An 18399-nucleotide genomic window follows, 5' to 3' on the forward strand; every position below is an offset into this window, starting at 1 on the left:
CCCGAAGGTCGTAGGTTCAAATCCTGCTCCCGCAATTGCTTTTTTAAGCAAATAAACAGCAATGTTTCGGTTTGGTAGTTCAGTTGGTTAGAATGCCTGCCTGTCACGCAGGAGGTCGCGGGTTCGAGTCCCGTCCAGACCGTTTTGGCTCGGTAGCTCAGTTGGTAGAGCAATGGATTGAAGCTCCATGTGTCGGCAGTTCGATTCTGTCCCGCGCCATAGAAATGCGGGTGTAGTTTAGTGGTAAAACTACAGCCTTCCAAGCTGTTGTCGCGAGTTCGATTCTCGTCACCCGCTTTTGCATTTTTTTATTAAGGGCCTATAGCTCAGCTGGTTAGAGCGCACGCCTGATAAGCGTGAGGTCGATGGTTCGAGTCCATTTAGGCCCATTATCATCATTTGGTCCGTTGGTCAAGCGGTTAAGACACCGCCCTTTCACGGCGGTAACACGGGTTCGAATCCCGTACGGATCATGTAAGCATTCTTGTGAGTGCTTTTTTTTATTGCCAAAATTGCTTTTTTTGTTTTTTTACAAGTAAAAATTGTCAAAGTCTGATATAATCAGTTCGTTGCAAGTTCCCGAAAGGATTCGCAGCTGCGAAGATGCCTTGTAACCGAATCATATTTAGGGGGAATACAAAAATGACAGAGAAACACTTATTTACTTCAGAATCTGTTTCTGAAGGACATCCAGACAAAGTTGCTGACCAAATCAGTGATGCGATCTTAGACGCTTTATTGGCGAAGGATCCAATGGCTCGAGTGGCCTGCGAAACGTCTGTGACTACTGGCTTAGTGCTAGTCTTTGGTGAAATTTCAACAACAGCCTACGTCGATATCCAAAAAATCGTCCGTCAAACGATCAAAGAAATTGGCTATACACGTGCGAAATTTGGTTTTGATGGCGATACCGTTGCAGTCTTGGTTGCCATTGATGAGCAATCGCCAGATATTGCACAAGGTGTTGATGCTGCTCTAGAAATTCGCGAAGAGGCAGATAAACAAGATATCGGTGCGGGGGACCAAGGATTGATGTTTGGTTTTGCCGTCGATGAAACGCCAGAATTGATGCCATTGCCAATCGCTTTGAGTCATCGTTTGGTTCGTCGTTTAGCTGAATTGCGTAAATCTAACGTGTTGCCGTACTTAAGACCTGATGCAAAATCTCAAGTAACTGTTGAATATGATGACAATGATCAACCACAACGGGTCGATACAGTCGTTATCAGTACACAACATGATGATGCAGCAGACAATGATACGATTCGCCATGATGTGATCGAAAAAGTGATCAAAGAAGTGATACCTGCAGATCTTTTAGACGAGCAGACAAAATATTATATTAATCCGACTGGCCGGTTTGTGATCGGTGGCCCTCAAGGGGACGCAGGTCTGACTGGAAGAAAAATTATCGTTGATACCTATGGGGGTTATGCCCGTCATGGTGGCGGAGCTTTTTCTGGGAAAGATGCCACTAAAGTTGACCGCTCTGCAAGTTATGCGGCTCGTTATATTGCTAAAAATATCGTGGCTGCTAAATTGGCACAAAAAGCAGAAGTGCAATTGGCTTATGCCATTGGTGTTGCGCAACCTGTATCGATCAGTGTCAATACATTCGGTACTGGAACAGTCAGCAATGAGCGGTTGATCCGTGCTATTCGTGAAAATTTTGACTTACGACCAGCTGGAATTATTGAAATGTTAGATTTGCGCCGTCCGATTTACCGTCAGACTGCCGCATACGGACATTTTGGTCGTACAGATATCGATTTGCCTTGGGAACGCACAGATAAAGTAGATGCATTGCAAGCAAGTGTGAAAGAATAAAGAAGAGACCTCTATTGATTGCATAGCAATAGAGGTCTCTTTTTTTGTGATAAATGAGATAAAATGACTGTATCGTTTCCTGCCGATTGCGTGTATCCAATAGGGATGTGGCTAATCTGCCGGGATGAAAGAGAACTGATTCAATATCGGTGCCTCTTGATTGCGTCGGTTTTGACACGGACAATCCGCAAAGAATCTGTTACAATGTAAAAAAAGAATCGCAGGTGATCACATGGCTTTTTTACAAGCAAATATTTACTCCAATGTATTGGAGATGGAAGTGATGGTGGATGTCATTCTTCCGCAGAAAACCCAGAAGACGATCGGTACCGCAACAGAAAATCAGGGAGACAATATCCCAGTCCTTTATTTGTTGCATGGTATGGGGGGCAATCATAGTGTCTGGCAAAGAAGAACAGCTATCGAACGATATGTCGCTACGTATCAGTTAGCAGTCATCATGCCCTCAACGGATTTAGGCTGGTATACCGATACAGTCTATGAGATGAAGTATTGGACATTTATCGCTGAAGAACTACCAAGGATCATCCATGAACTATTTCCTCAGTTGACCACAGAAAGGGCTCGGACCTATGCTGCTGGTTTATCCATGGGTGGCTATGGTGCCATGAAGTTGGGCTTGCGAAAACCTGAGCGGTTTGCGGCAGTCGCATCTTTATCTGGGGCATTAGCGATGGCCGAAAGTATGGATGGGTTACTGCAACTGCGCAACCAAGCCTATTGGGAAGGAATCTTTGGTCCGTTAAGTGAATTTAAAGGATCGGAAAATGATTTGATCCATTTGATCGATTCACTTGAACCAAGTAATGCCCCACGTTTTTATATTAGTTGTGGTACAGAAGACCAGCTTTTTCCGGCAAGTGAATATGCAGCAGAAAAATTGAGCAAGCGCCAAATTCCAGTCACCTTTGAATCTGGAACGGGCGATCATGATTGGCAATTCTGGGATCAATGGATCCAACGTGTTCTTGTCTGGATCCACGAAAAATAGCAAAACAGCACTTACTTTCAATTGAAGGTGAGTGCTGTTTTTTTACGTTCAATACAATAAAGGATCGGCGGTTGATTGCGTTGATTGATGAATTGATAGGACATTACATTATACGATTCTTGCGGCAAACTTGCGCAAAACTGCTGGATTGCTGCTAGTTCGGCTGCACCCCCTTGATGTCCATAATAACAGACGATGATGATTCTGCCCTTAGGGGCTAGACGGGGGAGCAGGGCTTCTAGTGCTTGTTTGGTGGTTTGGGGCAATGTAATGATTCCTTTATCGCCTCGGGGCAGATAGCCCAGGTTGAAAATAGCTGCCTGAATCGGACCATCTACATAATCAGCTACATGTTCGTGTCCGCGATGGATCAAGGATACGTGTGACAGCAACTCTTTTTCAGCTAAACGCTGTCTCGTTGCTGCTAGGGCTTGCTCTTGGATATCAAAAGCGAACACATGCCCCTTTGGTCCTACCAAAGTTGCCAATAATTCAGTATCAAAACCATTCCCCATGGTAGCATCAACAACTATGTGTCCAGGTTGGACAATTTCTTTCAATAAAGTATGGCTATAATGCATGGCTGTTGGCAGCATAAGTATTCTCCTGTCTAACAGAAAATTTTCCTTGATACGAATCTCTGCGTTGCATCTCACGGTCGATCTCGTTGAGAACTTCCCATTTTTTTAAGCTCCACATCGGGCCAATCAAGGCATCCCAAGGCGCATCACCTGTCAAACGGTGAATGATGATTTCTTGTGGGATCATTTCAAGTTGATCACAAATCAAAGAAACATATGAATCTCTGTCCATCAATTGTAATCGACCTTCATGATAATCCCGCAACATGCGCGTATTGCGCATCAAATGCAATAAATGCAATTTGATGCCTTGGATATCAGAATCTTGGATCGTTCGGCGGACATTTTCTTGCATCATCTCAGTGGTTTCTCCAGGCAAGCCATTGATCAAGTGGGTGCAGACTCGAATCTGATGTTTTCTCAGTTTTGCTACACCATCTAGATAGGTTTGATAATCATGTGCGCGATTGATCGCACGACTGGTAGTTTCAAAAGTTGTTTGTAAACCCAATTCGACCCACAGGTAAAAACGCTGATTCAACTCTGCCAAGTAGCCGACCACGTCATCGGGCAAACAATCGGGACGGGTGCCGATCGAAATACCGACAACACCTGGCATCGTCAATACTTGTTCAAACCGCTCTCTTATCACTGCAACAGGTGCATGGGTATTCGTGAAATTTTGGAAATAAACGATGTATTGATTGACGTGGGGCCATTTTTTGTGCATCATATTGATTTCTTTATTGAATTGTTCTGGCAAGGGCGCTTCAGGTGCGATGATCATATCACCAGATCCTGATACACTGCAAAATGTACAGCCGCCTTTAGCGACCGTACCATCGCGATTGGGGCAGTCAAACCCTGCATCGATCGGCACTTTAAAAATCTTTTCACCAAACTGCTGCCGCAATGCAAAGTTCCATGAGTGGTATCGTTTGTTTTTGTCTTCTGCATATGGAAATGAATTCATGACAATTCGCCTTCTTCTATAATTGTTTTCGGGTAAAACGCCAAACAAAGCGCTTTTGTACATAATAAGGATAGGTCAATAACAACCAGGATAAACCAACACAAAACCCGCCTAGTACATCACTCGGGAAATGGACACCAACATAGATCCTGCTGATACCGATCAAGACAATCAATACTCCGAGCAAGAGCCGAAGACTCCACTGCCAAAAAGGCTGTTTGAATAAAATCGGCACCAATAGCAATAAAGCGCCATAAAACACCATGCTGCCTGTAGAGTGACCGCTTGGGAAGCTGGAACTTGTTTCAACCACCAGATGGGTCAAGGTCGGTCTTTCGCGTAAGAATACGAGTTTGATCAGCGGATTGAATATACCAGCGATGCCAATAGTGCCAAGACTTAGCCATATTGCTTCGGCGTAATATTTATTGATTAGAAAAACCACTAGAACGACCAAGAACAAAAGAATAATGGTGATTGGATTGGCAAATTTAGTGATCCATAAGAAAAATGAGGTCATGAATGGATAACCGCTGCGAATCAAACGGGTCAGTGTTTCGTCAAAAGGGGTCAGCCAACTAGGATAAAATTTCACCACATATCCCAAAAAAACAAAGAGCAATAAGAAACAGCTCCCTGCGTACTGATAGATTAATTTTTTTTGCATAAGTTTGTATCTCACTCCTAAATATTCAGCTATCTAGCCTGATTCAAAACATCTTTCGTCTCAATTATAGCATTCTTTGTAGAAGGTACCCAAGCATCTTTCATATTGCAAAAAATGTTCGTTTGATTACAAAGAGTTTACAGTTTGCAAAAAACGCTCAAATATCTTTTATAAAATCTTAAGAAACTGTATACTTAATCTAGTTCATTATAAGAAAAAACGGAGGATTTATGGTCATGGAGACAAGTCAGACACAGAAAGTACAACGGCAAAGAGAACAATCGGGTGAATTGTATCAAATGATGAGAAAAAGTGCAGCTGTCCTAGGAACAACTTTAACTGCCATCTCTGTTGTTACTCCTCTGATGCCTGCTGTTCAAGCAGAAGCAGTAGAAACCTCAGTGGCACAAGTTTCTACCAGCAATTTTGCCGCGCCGAATACGTCCGCTTTTATTACTGAGATCGCAACCTATGCACAACCAGTCGCACAAGCCAATGACCTTTATGCATCCGTCATGATTGCACAAGCGATTCTTGAAAGTGGTTGGGGGAGAAGCACCTTATCTAAAGCACCAAACTATAATCTTTTTGGGGTCAAAGGATCATATAATGGCCAAACCGTTTATATGAGTACATTGGAATACTTAAATGGCCAATGGATCACTATGAGTGAACCATTTAGAAAGTACCCTTCTTACACGCAGTCCTTTCAAGATAATGCTGGAGTCATTCGCGGCAACAGCTATTATTCCGGTGCTTGGAAAAGCAATACCAGTTCTTATTTAGATGCGACTGCGTGGCTCACTGGACGCTATGCGACTGCACCAAATTATGCGTCTTCTTTGAATGCAGTGATCCAGCAATATGGGTTAACAAAGTATGACACACCAGCATCTGGTAATGCAGGCGGCGGGGCGACATTAAGCACCAATACCAGCACAAATACAAGTACAAGTACCGCAACGAGTACCACAACAAGCAGCGGTCAAACATATACCGTTGTTTCAGGCGATTCTGTGTGGGCAGTGGCCAACAAGTATGGCATTTCAATGGATCAATTACGGAGTCTGAACAACATCCAAAACGATTTTATCTATCCAGGTCAAACACTAAAGGTATCCGGATCAACGACGAATAACACGACTACCAGCAAAACGGTTTCGCTAGTCAATAAGAATGCGACGTCATCTGCAACAAGTACAACTGGCAGTTATACGGTTGTTTCAGGCGATTCTGTCTGGTCAGTTGCCAATAAATATGGCATCTCAATGGATCAATTACGGAGTCTGAACAACATCCAAAATGATTTTATTTATCCAGGACAAACATTATCAGTTTCAAGCAGTTCGACTGCGACAGCCACAACACGAAGTGAAAGTACATCCACTACGCAGTCCACAAGTGGCACCTACACAGTAGTTTCAGGCGATTCTGTCTGGTCGATCGCAAATAAACACAATATTTCAATGGATCAATTACGCAGTGCCAACAATATCAAAAATGATTTCGTATACCCAGGACAGCAATTATCGATATCTGGTGCGACCGCAACCAGCGCGTCATCTAATACGGCAACTACAACGTCTTCTGGCACCTATACAGTCGCTTCAGGGGATTCTGTCTGGGGAATCGCAAATAAATTTGGCATTTCTACCGATCAATTTATTCAATGGAATCAAATTCAAAATAATTTTATTTATCCTGGGCAAAGTGTTAGGGTAAAATAGATTGCTATTCCGTTAAAATTTTGATAGGATAAATGCAATGAATCTTTTCACATTTGAGAAGGAATAGTAGAAAAGCGTTGGAGCTTCAGAGAGTGCATGGTTGGTGAGAATGCATAGCACACCTTTCGAACTCGCCTTTAAGTGATATCTGACTGAACAATGAGTAGGCAGATACGGCGATGGCCGTTACAACATCGAGGTCTGTTTCTTTGCGGAGCAGATAAATTTAGGTGGTACCACGTTGATAACGTCCTATAAAAATCAGTTTGATTTTTATAGGACTTTTTTTTATCAGTTTTGTTTGTTTAGCATCAAGCAAAACACAAATTTATAGGAGGCGTCCGTCGTGAATTACAATCACAAAGAAATTGAAAAAAAATGGCAAAAATATTGGGCAAAGAAAAATGAATTCAATACCCATGATGCGCCAGACAAACCCAAATTTTATGCATTAGATATGTTTCCTTATCCCTCCGGTCAAGGATTGCATGTTGGACATCCAGAAGGATATACTGCGACTGATATTCTTAGTCGTTTTAAACGTAGTCAGGGCTACAATGTGCTGCATCCAATGGGCTGGGATGCCTTTGGGTTGCCAGCAGAACAGTATGCTTTAGATACTGGTAACGATCCAGCTGAATTTACCAAAAAAAATATTGAAACTTTCCGTCGTCAAATCAATTCATTGGGTTTCAGTTATGATTGGAACCGAGAAATCAACACGACAGATCCTGAGTATTATAAATGGACGCAATGGATTTTCACTAAGCTCTATGAAAAAGGCTTGGCTTATGAAGCAGAAGTACCAGTCAACTGGGTACCAGAGTTAGGAACAGTCATCGCCAACGAAGAAGTCATCGATGGCAAGAGCGAACGTGGGGGTTACGATGTTATCCGCAAACCAATGCGTCAATGGATGCTGAAGATCACTGCCTATGCAGATCGTTTATTGGATGATTTGGAAGAAGTGGATTGGCCAGAAAGCATCAAAGAAATGCAACGCAACTGGATCGGTCGTTCGATTGGCGCCAACGTCACGTTCAAAGTCGCTCAATCAGACAAAGACTTTACGGTATTTACGACGCGACCAGATACATTGTTTGGTGCGACTTACGCCGTGTTGGCGCCAGAGCATGCATTGGTAGAACAAATCACGACTCCTGAACAACAAGCAGCAGTTTCAGCCTATGTGGAAGAAGCAGCCAAAAAATCAGACCTCAATCGGACAGATTTAGCCAAAGAAAAAACTGGGGTTTTCACAGGCGCTTATGCAATCAATCCTGTGAATGGGAAAGAAATCCCGATCTGGATCGCTGACTATGTTTTGGCGACCTACGGAACCGGCGCAATCATGGCTGTTCCTGCCCATGATGAACGGGACCACGATTTTGCTAAAACATTTGGTTTAGATATTATTCCCGTTCTAGCTGGCGGCGATGTAACCGAAACTGCTTATACAGAAGATGGACTGCATATCAATTCTGATTTCCTAGATGGTATGGATAAAGAAACAGCGATCGAAAAAATGGTTGCTTGGTTGGAAGAAAATCAAGTGGGTAAAAAAGAAATCAGCTATCGTTTGCGTGATTGGTTGTTTTCTCGCCAACGTTACTGGGGTGAACCAATCCCGATCATTCATTGGGAAGATGGCACGACAACTGCTTTGAGCGAGGATCAACTGCCATTACGGTTGCCGATTACGGATAATATTAAACCTAGCGGAACTGGGGAATCACCATTAGCCAACGTGACTGAATGGGTCAATGTGACCGATCCTGAGACGGGGAAAAAAGGCCGTCGCGAAACCAATACGATGCCGCAATGGGCAGGGAGTTCATGGTATTTCTTGCGCTTTATTGATCCCCATAACAAGACAGCCTTGGCTGATTATGACAAATTGACACGCTGGCTGCCAGTCGATATTTATATTGGTGGGGCAGAGCATGCTGTTTTACACTTGCTTTATGCCCGCTTCTGGCACAAGTTCTTGTACGATATCGGTGTTGTACCAACCAAAGAACCTTTTGAAAAATTGTTCAACCAAGGGATGATCCTTGGTGAAAACAATGAAAAAATGTCTAAATCTCGCGGCAATGTCGTGAATCCAGATGATGTCATCGAGCAATATGGCGCGGATACATTGCGTTTGTACGAAATGTTTATGGGGCCACTGGATGCTTCGATCGCTTGGAATGAAAATGGTCTAGAAGGTAGCCGGAAATTCTTGGATCGTGTATGGCGTCTGATCGTGGATGAAGAAGGCAAAATGCGTGACCGTATCACGACTTTCAATGATGGCAAACTCACCAAAGTCTATCATCAAACGGTAAAAAAAGTCACGGAAGATTTCGAGCAGCTTCATTTCAATACAGCTATCTCACAATTGATGGTCTTTGTTAATGAAGCCTATAAAGCGGATGCTTTGCCATATGAATATGTTGAAGGTTTCGTTCAATTGTTGGCACCGATCGTACCACATATCGGGGAAGAGTTATGGGCGATTTTAGGCAATGACCATGGCATTTCTTATGTACCATGGCCAACTTATGATGCATCTGCCTTGGTAGAAGATGAAATCGAAGTGGTATTCCAAGTCAACGGCAAGGTGCGTGCAAAAGCAAAAGTGCCAGCAGATGCGGATAAAGAGGCACTAGAACAATTAGCCAAAGACAATACTTTGGTTCAAGAACAACTACAAGGGAAAACGATCCGAAAGGTCATCGTCGTTCCGAATAAATTAGTCAATATCGTCGCAAATTAAACAAACAGGAAAATAGCTGAGAGGCTATTTTCCTGTTTATTGCCATATAAATCGATGTATTCAAAAAAAAACAGACACCTTCAATCGGTGTCTGTTTGCTTATTTTTTGCGGATGATACCAAAGAACAAAATGGCTGTAGCAATCAGAGGGATCAAAATTACCAACAACAATCCATTGGGATAAGTTGCGCGTGTGAAAATTTCTGAAGAATCATTGCCGCCAAGTAAGTGATTGGAAATCAAAAATTGCGTTGCCAAAGCGATCATTGCGATAAAACCAAGCGTTGCGCCTGTACCGTAGAAGATTTTTTTCTTAACGTTGTTCATGCCGTCTGCCCCTTTAATATTCTCTAAGTAATATTATACAAAAGTTGCAAGGGTCTTCAATAAGAATTTGTCAAATAATTGATTCGTAATACCCTTGCAATCTTTTTGACATATAGCAACGAGAATCGCCGACTATTTGGGCGATAAAATCATATTATTCGCTGAACCAAGCGGACTCTCGTATAATAAAGATATTGAATAAAGAAAGAGGGATCAAGATGAACTATCAAGCATTTGAAGGCCAAGAGGCTTTTTTTGAAGATTATGCACGGATCGCTAAAGATACATTTGATGAGGAAACAGTGTCGACAGATGTCTTGGCACAGCTGAATCAGCAACTGACGGAAGAACAATTATTTTATCGTTTGCCTGCACAGGCAACGAAAGAAGGGCAGGCCTTTTTATTCCCTTTTAGTAAAATGATGTTTACTGAAGACTTGGATGCAGCCATTTCGACTGAGTTTCGTTATGATGGTGCACCTTACGTATATGAAACGTATGAAGATGAACAGCCCTAAACATAGTGACTGAAAGAAATAGGCATACAAAAAGACAGAAAATCCGTGAAGGTAACTTCAATGGATTTTTTGTCTTTTCATTTGTACTGATTTCATTGCTCATAGACAGCAAAGCGCTGTGCAAGAATGAGGTCCCCTGGATAGGGCTCTTTTTGGCCGTTGACTTTAAGAAAGGTTTCCGTTCCTTTGCCAGCGAGGATCACGATATCTTCTGCTTGCGCTTCAGCGATCGCCGCTGTCACAGCGGCTTGACGGTCCATTTGGTAGACGACATGCAAGTGATCGGTAGTGATCGAGGCGGCGATTTCTGCAGCAATCGCCTGAGGATCTTCAAAATTGGGGTCATCACTAGTCAGATAGACTTTGTCTGCGTATTCGGACAACGCCCGTCCCATATCGCTACGACGAGATTCGGCTTTTCCACCGGCACTGCCTGTCACAAAGAGCAATCTGCCATTGGGACGCAATTGTCGAGCAAGTTGGCTCAATGATTGGAAACTCAAATAGTTATGGGCATAGTCCACGATGATCACAGCACCGTTGTTTTTTTCTAAAACCACCATTCGGCCTGGGATCACTACTTGTGGCAGTTCTGTTTGTGCGTCACTAGCATGTGCGCCAGCCAAGCAGGCAGCCAAAATCGCAGCAGCAGCATTCTCATGATTGAAAGAACCTAGCAAACCAAGTTGGTAAAGGCCAGTGACTTGCAAGACGTCTGATGCAGCAGTAATTGTAAAGGATTTAGGATCGATGCCATCTTGGACGATATAATCCGCTTCCGAGCGCCCATACGTAATAAATGGTACGTGATGAACGTCGCACGTTTCTCGCAATAATGGATAATGGTCACTTTGACGATTCAAAATCATTTGCCGGCTATTGCGGATCAATTGACGTTTGCAATATAGATAATCATCAAAGGTAGGGTGTTCCACTGGACCAATATGATCAGGCGAGATATTCAAGAAGACGCCAATATCAAATGTGAGTCCTGCCACCCGTTTGGTTTTGTAAGCTTGGGAAGACACTTCCATGACAAGATGGGTCATACCGTTGGCAACAGCCTCCGCCATCATCTCATAAAGATCCAATGTTTCCGGTGTTGTTAAAACGGCGGCTTGAAATGAACGACCATCCACTGAGTTTTCTTCTGATGAGAAAAAAGCGACCTTTTGATTGGTGGACTTGGCCAAGATCGCTCGGGCGAAATAGGCGCAACTAGTCTTGCCTTTTGTACCTGTGATGCCGATCGTCACGAGTTGTTCTTGGGGAGTGCCGTAAAATGCAGGAGCGATGACAGCCATTGCTTCTCGAATATCGGTCACAATGATGCCAAAAGCATCCACTGCTTCATAGGGACGTTCGGCGATATAACAAGTTGCCCCTTGATTGATGGCCATTTCTAGATAGCGTTGTTCAAAAGCAGCGCCTTTACAAAAAAAGAGCGTGTCTTTTTTGGCTTGCCGAGAGTCGTAACACAAAGAGGTGAAATTTAGGCCTGTCATGGATTCTGGTAGGGTATATGCCCATTCTTGGGGCGTGATCAATTCTTTTAAAAGATTTTTTTGCAACAAAATAGTTCGAATTTGTTGAACAGATATGGTTGCGTTTTGCATAATGCGTCTCCTTCTTCTAAACATTTCTCTTATTATAGCATATGGATGAAAAACCTCGGTTTCCTAATCCAAAGTTTTTGTTTATCCGAACATAATTTGAAGAAACTTTAAGATGTTGCAAAAATAGATTGCGACTCCTTGCTTTTCGAATTAAAATGAAAGGGATATGTTTGTAGAAAGTTGGAGATAATGGCGATGGATAAACACACGCGATCCGTATCAAAAGAGTTGACCACACAAGAAAAAATGGCCCAAGGTTCCGCATGGATGACCATGGGAAATATTGGCTCACGACTACTAGGTGCTATTTATATCTTACCTTGGTATTACTGGATGGGTGCCAATGGCGACAAAGCAAATGCACTTTTTGGAATGGGCTATAATGTATACGCCTTATTCTTAATGATTTCGACCGCTGGTATTCCAGCTGCGATCGCTAAGCAGATCGCCTACTATAATTCCCGGCAAGAGTACCGGACCAGTCAAAAATTGTTTCTGAGAGCGCTCCAATTGATGGCTGGTTTCGGGGTCGTCACAGCGGGAATCATGTACTTAGCTGCCCCTTGGTTAGCTACAGCATCTGGTGGCGGACCGGAGTTGATTCCAACCATGCGCTCTCTGAGCGTGGCTTTACTGGTCTTTCCTTGTATGAGTGTCATGCGAGGCTATTTCCAAGGAAATCAAGACATGAAACCATTCGCTATCTCTCAAATCATTGAGCAGATTGCCCGCGTTTTCTACATGTTGCTGGCGACATTTATTATTATGCGGGTCATCGAAGGAGATTATACAGCAGCTGTTACACAATCAACGTTCGCTGCTTTTATCGGTGTCTTGGCAAGTGTGCTTGTTTTGGGTTACTATTTCCAGAAACAGCGGGTCCGGATGGACGTGCTGATCGACATGAGCAAAGAAGTAACCGAGATCCAAACCAAAGAATTGATCATTTCCACGATCAAAGAAGCCATTCCCTTTATCATTGTTGGTTCGGGGATCACTATTTTTAAATTGGTCGATCAGTATACGTTTGTCCGTATCATGCGCGGCTTTACCGAGTTTTCCAATGACCAGCTCTTGGATCTGATGGCAATCTTTGGCAGCAATCCTGATAAATTGACGATGGTCGTTATTGGTTTAGCAACATCCATGGCTTCTACCGGATTGCCATTGATCAGCGAGGCAGTTGCGAAGAAGGATAAACATAATTTGGCGAAGTTGATCAGTAATAACTTGCAATTGTATTCATTTGTGATGTTTCCTGCAACATTCGGAATGGTGATTTTGGCTTATCCCCTCTACACGCTATTTTATCGACCAGATAGTTTAGGTGCCAGTGTGTTGGTCGCTGCCTGTCTGTCAGGATTGGTTTTAGGATTATTCATGCTTAGTTCAAGTATGCTGCAAGGGATGTATCATAACAAAGAAGCGGTAGTCTACTTCTTTATCGGTTTGATCGTCAAATTGCTATTGCAGTATCCCGCAATCCGTATTTTTCAAGTATATGGTCCGTTAGTATCGACCTCGATCGCTTTAGGTATCACTTGTTGGCTGAATGTGCGGAAAATGGCACGAAAAGGCCATTTCAATGTGACACTGACTTTGAGGAGAACCTTGCTGATCGCACTTTTGACCTTGGTCATGGTGATTGCAGCATGGCTGGCCCGCCAAATGTTTGGCTTGGTCTTGAGCTCAGAAAGTAAGATCCAATCGTTCATTTTAAGTATACTGGTGGCTGCAGTCGGTGGTGGTGTCTATGTGTATATCGCATTGAAACTGCGCTTGGCCGAAAAGTTGCTGGGTTCTTCAATGATTCGTTTGCGTCGCAAATTACGTATCAAATAATAAACGTCAACAGCCACTAGCCAATGTTTGTTGTGCTTGGTGGCTGTTTTACATGAATAGCAAAAAGGAAGTGGAACAATGCGATTAGACAAATTTTTAGCGGATATGGGCTACGGTTCTCGCAAAGAAGTCAAAGGGTACATCAAGAAAGGTCGTGTGACTGTCAACGACCAAACCATCAAAAGTGATAAAGCGCAAGTCAATGAACAAACAGATCGCATCTGCTTTGATCAAGAGCTGATTCATTATCAACGCTGGTACTATTATTTGCTTCATAAGCCGGCAGGTGTAATTTCAGCAACCGTTGATTCTTATGAAGATACTGTCTTGGATCTATTCTCTGAAGAAGATTTTCGCGAAGATTTATTTCCTGTGGGGCGCTTGGATAAAGATACGGAAGGGTTTCTTTTGATCACCAATGATGGGGGCTTAGCCCATCAATTACTGTCACCCAAAAAACATGTCGAAAAAGAGTACTACGCTCAGGTGGATGGGATCATGACAGCAGCAGACCAAACTATTTTTGAAAAAGGGGTGCAACTAGATGGCGAATGGACATTGCCAGCCCAATTGACGATCATAGGCGTCGACCAAGCCGAAGGAACCAGTGAGATCCGATTGATTTTGCATGAGGGCAAGTTCCATCAAGTGAAGCGGATGGTACATGCAGTGGGCAAAGAAGTCCGCTACCTTAAACGGATCCGCATGGGGGGATTAGCGTTACCGGCAGATCTGCCCGTCGGCAGCTATCGCCCCCTGACAGCGGATGAATTGACCGCTTTGGCTCAGCCAAAAGAATAGACAAAAGCCTGCACATCAAAGTGCAGGCTTTTTTACCAGAGTCCGGGTTCTGCATGTACTACCAAGTGTTCTTTCGTAAATGGATGGACAAGGTGCATTTCATAGCCATGAAGCATCAATCGTGGCGCTGTGCGTTGTTGATATAATGGATCACCGACAATCGGATGGCCAATGCTGGCTAAGTGCACTCTGATTTGATGGGTCCGTCCTGTATCCAGCACACAATAGACATTGGTTCTTGTGCCATGATTTTGGGCTACTGTCACATGGGTGATCGCTGATTTGCCATTACGGGGATCGATCACACGTTTGCGGCGATCATGGCGGTCACGGCCGATTTTTTTGTTGATCGTCTGGTCTTTGTCGATCTTGCCCCATACGACGGCTTGGTACCGGCGGTATAATTGCTTTTGTTCAAGCATGCGGCCTAAGATAGGTAAGACAAAGGGGTTTTTGGCAAATAAAACCACGCCGCTCGTTTCTTTGTCTAGTCGATGGACGACATAAGGCTGCATGTTTTCCGGTGCCAAATAAGCGGCAACATGATTCAATAATGTGTCCTGTTCATTGGGTTGATTGGGATGGGTTTTCATACCAACTGGTTTATTGACGATGATGAGGTGGTCGTCCTCATAACAGACAGACACTTGTTCATGCGCCCCCAATAAAACGGGCTGATGGGTATAGTCACTATCTTCAATCACCAAAGTCACCTTGTCGCCAGCTGTGATTGTTTGGTGAAACATGGCGGGCTGATCATTGATCTGCACCGCTTTGCGGATACGCAAGAAATGTCGGACTTTTCTAGGAACCAGCCATTCATTTTCTAAAAGTTCCCTTAGGGTCATCGTGGATTGATCTGCAGGCAGAATCATTGTATATTCCATAAAAGGGCGTACCTCATTTCTGATCGTTTGGTGTCATTATAGCATTTTTAAGCTTTTCTTATGAGAAAATATAGAAAAAAAAGAGCTTTCAGTGCTACACTGTTAAAGGTTTCTTACCCAAAAATTCCGACTAGAGCCGTATAACAAATCGGCATCTATATGCTACACTTTGATAAAAGGAGCGTGAAGCAATGGAGTGGAAGTCCATCCTTCAGAAAATAAAAACCAGTTGGCTAACGTTTTGGCGCTGGATCAAACCTTATTTACAACAATTTCACCAATGGCGCAAGCGCATATGGAAAAAATACCACGTCAATAAAATCTTTATTTTACTTAGTTTGGTTGCACTTTTAGTGATGAGTGGTTACCTATTCTATATTGCCAAAAACACCAAAGTCAGCGAATTAGAATCAGGCTTGAAAGAATCCACGGTTATTTATGATGCCAATGGTGATGAAGCCGGTCAATTATATTCGCAAAAAGGGACCTACGTGTCATTGGACAACATTTCGAAAGATGTCGTCAATGCCTTGATTTCAACAGAAGACCGCAATTTTTATCAGCACCGTGGGTTTGACATCAAAGGGATTGCGAGAGCTGCGGTACGGGTCGTGATCAACCGCAGTACTGAAGGCGGCGGTGGGAGTACGATTACGCAACAATTGGCTAAAAATGCTTATCTGTCCCTAGACCAAACCTTTAGTCGAAAAGCCAAGGAGCTCTTCTTGGCGATCGAGATCGAGAAAAAATACTCGAAAGATGAAATATTGGAAATGTATCTCAATAGTTCTTATTTCGGTAATGGGGTTTGGGGTATCCAAGACGCGGCCCTTAAATATTTTGGGGTCAATGCATCTGAGTTGTCGATTGGTGAAGCAGCAACCTTAGTGGGGATGCTTAAAGGGCCGTCGATCTATAACCCCATCGACCATTTGGAGAATGCCACCAACCGGCGAGATACGGTCTTAAGTTTGATGGTAGATAATGGTGTATTGGACCAGAGTACGGCTGATCAGCAAACGCAAGTCGCTTTAGGAGACTTGCTTTATGATGGCTATGGCAACTCTGAGTCGGGTTATAAGTATCCTTATTATTTCGACGCTGTCATTGATGAAGCAGAATCGTATGGTTTGGATGCGGATGATGTGATGAATCGCGGCTACAAAATTTATACAGCTTTGGATCAAAACTATCAAGCCCAAATGGAAGCTACCTACAAAAATGATGCATTGTTCCCTGAAAATGCCGCAGATGGCACCATGGTCCAATCAGGATCAGTTGCATTGGATCCAGCTACTGGCGGCGTGCAAGCCTTGGTAGGGCGTAGAGGTGAACATGTTTTCCGTGGTTTCAACTTTGCTACCCAAATGAAACGCTCACCGGGATCCACCATCAAGCCGATCAGTGTCTATGCACCTGCGTTAGAAGCGGGTTATGAACCAGATAGTATTCTGGAAGATCAGCCACTGGATTTTTACGATGCGCAAAACTTTGATGGGACCTATTCAGGAGAAGTCGCAATGTACCAAGCTTTGGCACAAAGTTTGAATTTGCCGGCTGTCTGGCTGCTGCATGAGATTGGTTTGGATCGCGGGTATAAAGAGGCCCAAGAGTTTGGTTTGTCTTTAACTGATTCGGATAAATATTGGGGCTTGGCATTAGGCGGATTAGAAAAAGGCGAATCGCCAATGACGATGGCCGCGGCGTATGCCGTCTTTGCCAACGGCGGTTATTACTACCAACCACATTTGATCACAAAAATCGTTGACTCGACTGGGGCAGTTATCGTAGACAATACCACCGCACAAGGCAAGCGGATCATCTCACAAGACACAGCAGACAAAATGACGAGTATGATGTTGGGTACTTACTCAAATGGAACGGGCGTCAGCGCAAGTCCTTATGGTTTCACGATCGCAGGGAAAACGGGGACGACAGAAACCAATTTTGATGCCACCAAAGTCAATGATCAATGGATCATGGGGTATACACCAGATGTGGTGATCTCGACTTGGCTTGGTTTTGAACAATCAAGCGCGGATCATTATTTGACCGGTACCAGTGGACAAGTAGTGGGGAAAGTCTTTAAAGCAGAAGCTGAGAACATTTTACCGTATACGCAAGGCAACCAGTTCCAAGTGGCAGATGCCTACTTGACAGGCGGTCAATTGATGGCCGCAGACGAGGTGCCTGATACCCAAAATGATGAGAATAGCAGTGACAACAAGTGGCAGCAATCTGTGGACGAATTTGCTGAAAGTGCCAAAGAAGGCATGAAAGAGTTTGGCAACAAAATCAAAGAAGGGACCAAAGAACTGTTTGGCGGCCTTTGGGATTCAATCAACGGCAATTAAAACAACTATGCAAGCGCTAGGCATGAATGGCGCAACAATGGTATACTAAAGAAAAGTGAAAGGATGGAGATAAGATGGCAAATATTTATGATACAGCGAATCAATTAGAACGTGAATTGCGGGAGTCAGAGCAATTTCAAGATTTAAAGGGGTCATTTGATCGCTTGAAAGCCAATGAAGAAGCATATGCATTATTCAAAGAATTTCAAACGTTGCAACAAACCTTGCAACAAAAAATGATGGCTGGCGAAGAAATGACGGAAGAAGAAGCACAACAAACCCAAACTTTATCGCAAAAAATCCAAGAAGACGGCATCGTATCTGATTTGATGCAAAAAGAACAAGCATTCAGCTTAGTGGCCAATGACTTGAACCGCATCATCATGGGCCCTGTCCGTGATCTCTACGAAGCATAATAGCGATGGGACAAAGTCGATTCTTTCGACAGATCCAAGAACAGTCAACAAATATGATGATAGATTTTTCAAGCAGACTTGAGTTTTCTC

The 18399-nt window shown here is 43.5% G+C and carries 14 protein-coding genes, 6 tRNA genes, 1 pseudogene, 1 riboswitch and 1 other annotated feature (1 of these 23 only partly in view); of the genes and pseudogenes, 15 read left to right on the forward strand and 6 right to left on the reverse strand.

The window, feature by feature from the left end; translation table 11 throughout:
• The 8 genes from IGI41_RS00690 to IGI41_RS00725 form a co-directional block, all read left to right on the forward strand.
• A tRNA-Met gene (locus IGI41_RS00690) sits at positions 1 to 35 on the forward strand (it extends 39 nt beyond the left edge of the window).
• Positions 36 to 68: 33 nt separating this feature from the next.
• Positions 69 to 142, forward strand: a tRNA-Asp gene (locus IGI41_RS00695).
• A 4-nt stretch (positions 143 to 146) separates the two neighbouring features.
• A tRNA-Phe gene (locus IGI41_RS00700) sits at positions 147 to 219 on the forward strand.
• 7 nt (positions 220 to 226) lie between these two features.
• A tRNA-Gly gene (locus IGI41_RS00705) sits at positions 227 to 297 on the forward strand.
• Between the two features lie 18 nt (positions 298 to 315).
• Positions 316 to 389, forward strand: a tRNA-Ile gene (locus IGI41_RS00710).
• Positions 390 to 401: 12 nt separating this feature from the next.
• Positions 402 to 473, forward strand: a tRNA-Glu gene (locus tag IGI41_RS00715).
• 91 nt (positions 474 to 564) lie between these two features.
• A riboswitch (SMK box riboswitch) is annotated at positions 565 to 645 on the forward strand.
• Positions 643 to 1827, forward strand: coding sequence for a methionine adenosyltransferase (gene metK, locus IGI41_RS00720; protein ID WP_430610655.1), 1185 nt, complete (start codon positions 643 to 645; stop codon positions 1825 to 1827). Its footprint overlaps the riboswitch before it by 3 nt.
• A 232-nt stretch (positions 1828 to 2059) precedes the next feature.
• On the forward strand, positions 2060 to 2839 hold the full coding sequence (locus tag IGI41_RS00725) for an alpha/beta hydrolase (RefSeq protein ID WP_430610657.1): 780 nt from the start codon (positions 2060 to 2062) through the stop codon (positions 2837 to 2839).
• Between the two features lie 17 nt (positions 2840 to 2856).
• On the opposite strand, the gene IGI41_RS00730 is transcribed toward IGI41_RS00725, so the two are convergent.
• The 3 genes from IGI41_RS00730 to IGI41_RS00740 are packed head-to-tail and all read right to left on the reverse strand — an operon-like array spanning position 2857 to position 5060.
• A complete protein-coding gene (locus IGI41_RS00730) occupies positions 2857 to 3435 on the reverse strand; it encodes a tRNA (mnm(5)s(2)U34)-methyltransferase (protein WP_430610659.1) in 579 nt (192 codons plus the stop codon).
• Positions 3410 to 4393, reverse strand: coding sequence for a TIGR01212 family radical SAM protein (locus IGI41_RS00735; RefSeq protein ID WP_430610661.1), 984 nt, complete (start codon positions 4391 to 4393; stop codon positions 3410 to 3412). The genes IGI41_RS00730 and IGI41_RS00735 overlap by 26 nt, the downstream gene beginning before the upstream one ends.
• Before the next feature lie 16 nt (positions 4394 to 4409).
• Complete coding sequence (locus tag IGI41_RS00740) at positions 4410 to 5060, reverse strand: phosphatase PAP2 family protein (protein ID WP_430610664.1); 651 nt, start codon at positions 5058 to 5060, stop codon at positions 4410 to 4412.
• A gap of 236 nt (positions 5061 to 5296) precedes the next feature.
• Here IGI41_RS00740 and IGI41_RS00745 point away from each other — a divergent pair.
• Both IGI41_RS00745 and leuS read left to right on the forward strand, forming a co-directional pair.
• Positions 5297 to 6784, forward strand: a pseudogene (locus IGI41_RS00745) (LysM peptidoglycan-binding domain-containing protein); the annotation flags it as partial.
• A gap of 47 nt (positions 6785 to 6831) precedes the next feature.
• Positions 6832 to 7045 (forward strand) — a binding site (T-box leader).
• Between the two features lie 88 nt (positions 7046 to 7133).
• Complete coding sequence (gene leuS / locus IGI41_RS00750; RefSeq protein WP_430610666.1) at positions 7134 to 9548, forward strand: leucine--tRNA ligase; 2415 nt, start codon at positions 7134 to 7136, stop codon at positions 9546 to 9548.
• Positions 9549 to 9647: 99 nt separating this feature from the next.
• On the opposite strand, the gene IGI41_RS00755 is transcribed toward leuS, so the two are convergent.
• On the reverse strand, positions 9648 to 9875 hold the full coding sequence (locus tag IGI41_RS00755; protein WP_430610668.1) for a hypothetical protein: 228 nt from the start codon (positions 9873 to 9875) through the stop codon (positions 9648 to 9650).
• Positions 9876 to 10093: 218 nt separating this feature from the next.
• On the opposite strand from IGI41_RS00755, the gene IGI41_RS00760 reads away from it, so the two are divergent.
• Entirely contained in the window at positions 10094 to 10393 is a 300-nt protein-coding gene (locus tag IGI41_RS00760; protein ID WP_430610670.1) for a DUF5960 family protein, read from the forward strand.
• Between the two features lie 92 nt (positions 10394 to 10485).
• On the opposite strand, the gene murE is transcribed toward IGI41_RS00760, so the two are convergent.
• Positions 10486 to 12009, reverse strand: coding sequence for a UDP-N-acetylmuramyl-tripeptide synthetase (murE, locus tag IGI41_RS00765; protein ID WP_430610672.1), 1524 nt, complete (start codon positions 12007 to 12009; stop codon positions 10486 to 10488).
• A 195-nt stretch (positions 12010 to 12204) separates the two neighbouring features.
• Between murE and IGI41_RS00770 the strand changes: the two genes are divergently transcribed.
• Together IGI41_RS00770 and IGI41_RS00775 are read left to right on the forward strand one after the other, a co-directional pair.
• Positions 12205 to 13851: a putative polysaccharide biosynthesis protein gene (locus IGI41_RS00770; protein ID WP_430610674.1), complete on the forward strand. Its 1647-nt coding sequence runs from the start codon at positions 12205 to 12207 to the stop codon at positions 13849 to 13851.
• Between the two features lie 78 nt (positions 13852 to 13929).
• The gene (locus IGI41_RS00775) at positions 13930 to 14652 is read left to right on the forward strand and encodes a pseudouridine synthase (RefSeq protein ID WP_430610676.1); all 723 of its coding nucleotides are present in this window, start codon (positions 13930 to 13932) and stop codon (positions 14650 to 14652) included.
• 32 nt (positions 14653 to 14684) lie between these two features.
• Here the strand turns inward: IGI41_RS00775 and IGI41_RS00780 are convergent, their stop codons facing one another.
• A complete protein-coding gene (locus IGI41_RS00780) occupies positions 14685 to 15539 on the reverse strand; it encodes an RluA family pseudouridine synthase (RefSeq protein WP_430610678.1) in 855 nt (284 codons plus the stop codon).
• A gap of 191 nt (positions 15540 to 15730) precedes the next feature.
• On the opposite strand from IGI41_RS00780, the gene IGI41_RS00785 reads away from it, so the two are divergent.
• Both IGI41_RS00785 and IGI41_RS00790 read left to right on the forward strand, forming a co-directional pair.
• On the forward strand, positions 15731 to 17893 hold the full coding sequence (locus tag IGI41_RS00785) for a PBP1A family penicillin-binding protein (RefSeq protein ID WP_430610680.1): 2163 nt from the start codon (positions 15731 to 15733) through the stop codon (positions 17891 to 17893).
• Between the two features lie 74 nt (positions 17894 to 17967).
• Complete coding sequence (locus IGI41_RS00790) at positions 17968 to 18309, forward strand: YlbF family regulator (RefSeq protein ID WP_430610682.1); 342 nt, start codon at positions 17968 to 17970, stop codon at positions 18307 to 18309.
• Positions 18310 to 18399 lie beyond the last annotated feature (90 nt).

The organism is Enterococcus sp. DIV0876 (genome assembly GCF_050529585.1).
Taxonomy (GTDB): domain Bacteria; phylum Bacillota; class Bacilli; order Lactobacillales; family Enterococcaceae; genus Enterococcus_D.

Bases quoted from the DNA above. Each gene is read 5' to 3' on its own strand.
- metK (WP_430610655.1), top strand. From the start codon at position 643: ATGACAGAGAAACACTTATTTACTTCAGAATCTGTTTCTGAAGGACAT.
- IGI41_RS00725 (WP_430610657.1), top strand. From the start codon at position 2,060: ATGGCTTTTTTACAAGCAAATATTTACTCCAATGTATTGGAGATGGAA.
- IGI41_RS00730 (WP_430610659.1), bottom strand. From the start codon at position 3,435: ATGCTGCCAACAGCCATGCATTATAGCCATACTTTATTGAAAGAAATT.
- IGI41_RS00735 (WP_430610661.1), bottom strand. From the start codon at position 4,393: ATGAATTCATTTCCATATGCAGAAGACAAAAACAAACGATACCACTCA.
- IGI41_RS00740 (WP_430610664.1), bottom strand. From the start codon at position 5,060: ATGCAAAAAAAATTAATCTATCAGTACGCAGGGAGCTGTTTCTTATTG.
- IGI41_RS00755 (WP_430610668.1), bottom strand. From the start codon at position 9,875: ATGAACAACGTTAAGAAAAAAATCTTCTACGGTACAGGCGCAACGCTT.
- IGI41_RS00760 (WP_430610670.1), top strand. From the start codon at position 10,094: ATGAACTATCAAGCATTTGAAGGCCAAGAGGCTTTTTTTGAAGATTAT.
- murE (WP_430610672.1), bottom strand. From the start codon at position 12,009: ATGCAAAACGCAACCATATCTGTTCAACAAATTCGAACTATTTTGTTG.
- IGI41_RS00770 (WP_430610674.1), top strand. From the start codon at position 12,205: ATGGATAAACACACGCGATCCGTATCAAAAGAGTTGACCACACAAGAA.
- IGI41_RS00775 (WP_430610676.1), top strand. From the start codon at position 13,930: ATGCGATTAGACAAATTTTTAGCGGATATGGGCTACGGTTCTCGCAAA.
- IGI41_RS00780 (WP_430610678.1), bottom strand. From the start codon at position 15,539: ATGGAATATACAATGATTCTGCCTGCAGATCAATCCACGATGACCCTA.
- IGI41_RS00785 (WP_430610680.1), top strand. From the start codon at position 15,731: ATGGAGTGGAAGTCCATCCTTCAGAAAATAAAAACCAGTTGGCTAACG.
- IGI41_RS00790 (WP_430610682.1), top strand. From the start codon at position 17,968: ATGGCAAATATTTATGATACAGCGAATCAATTAGAACGTGAATTGCGG.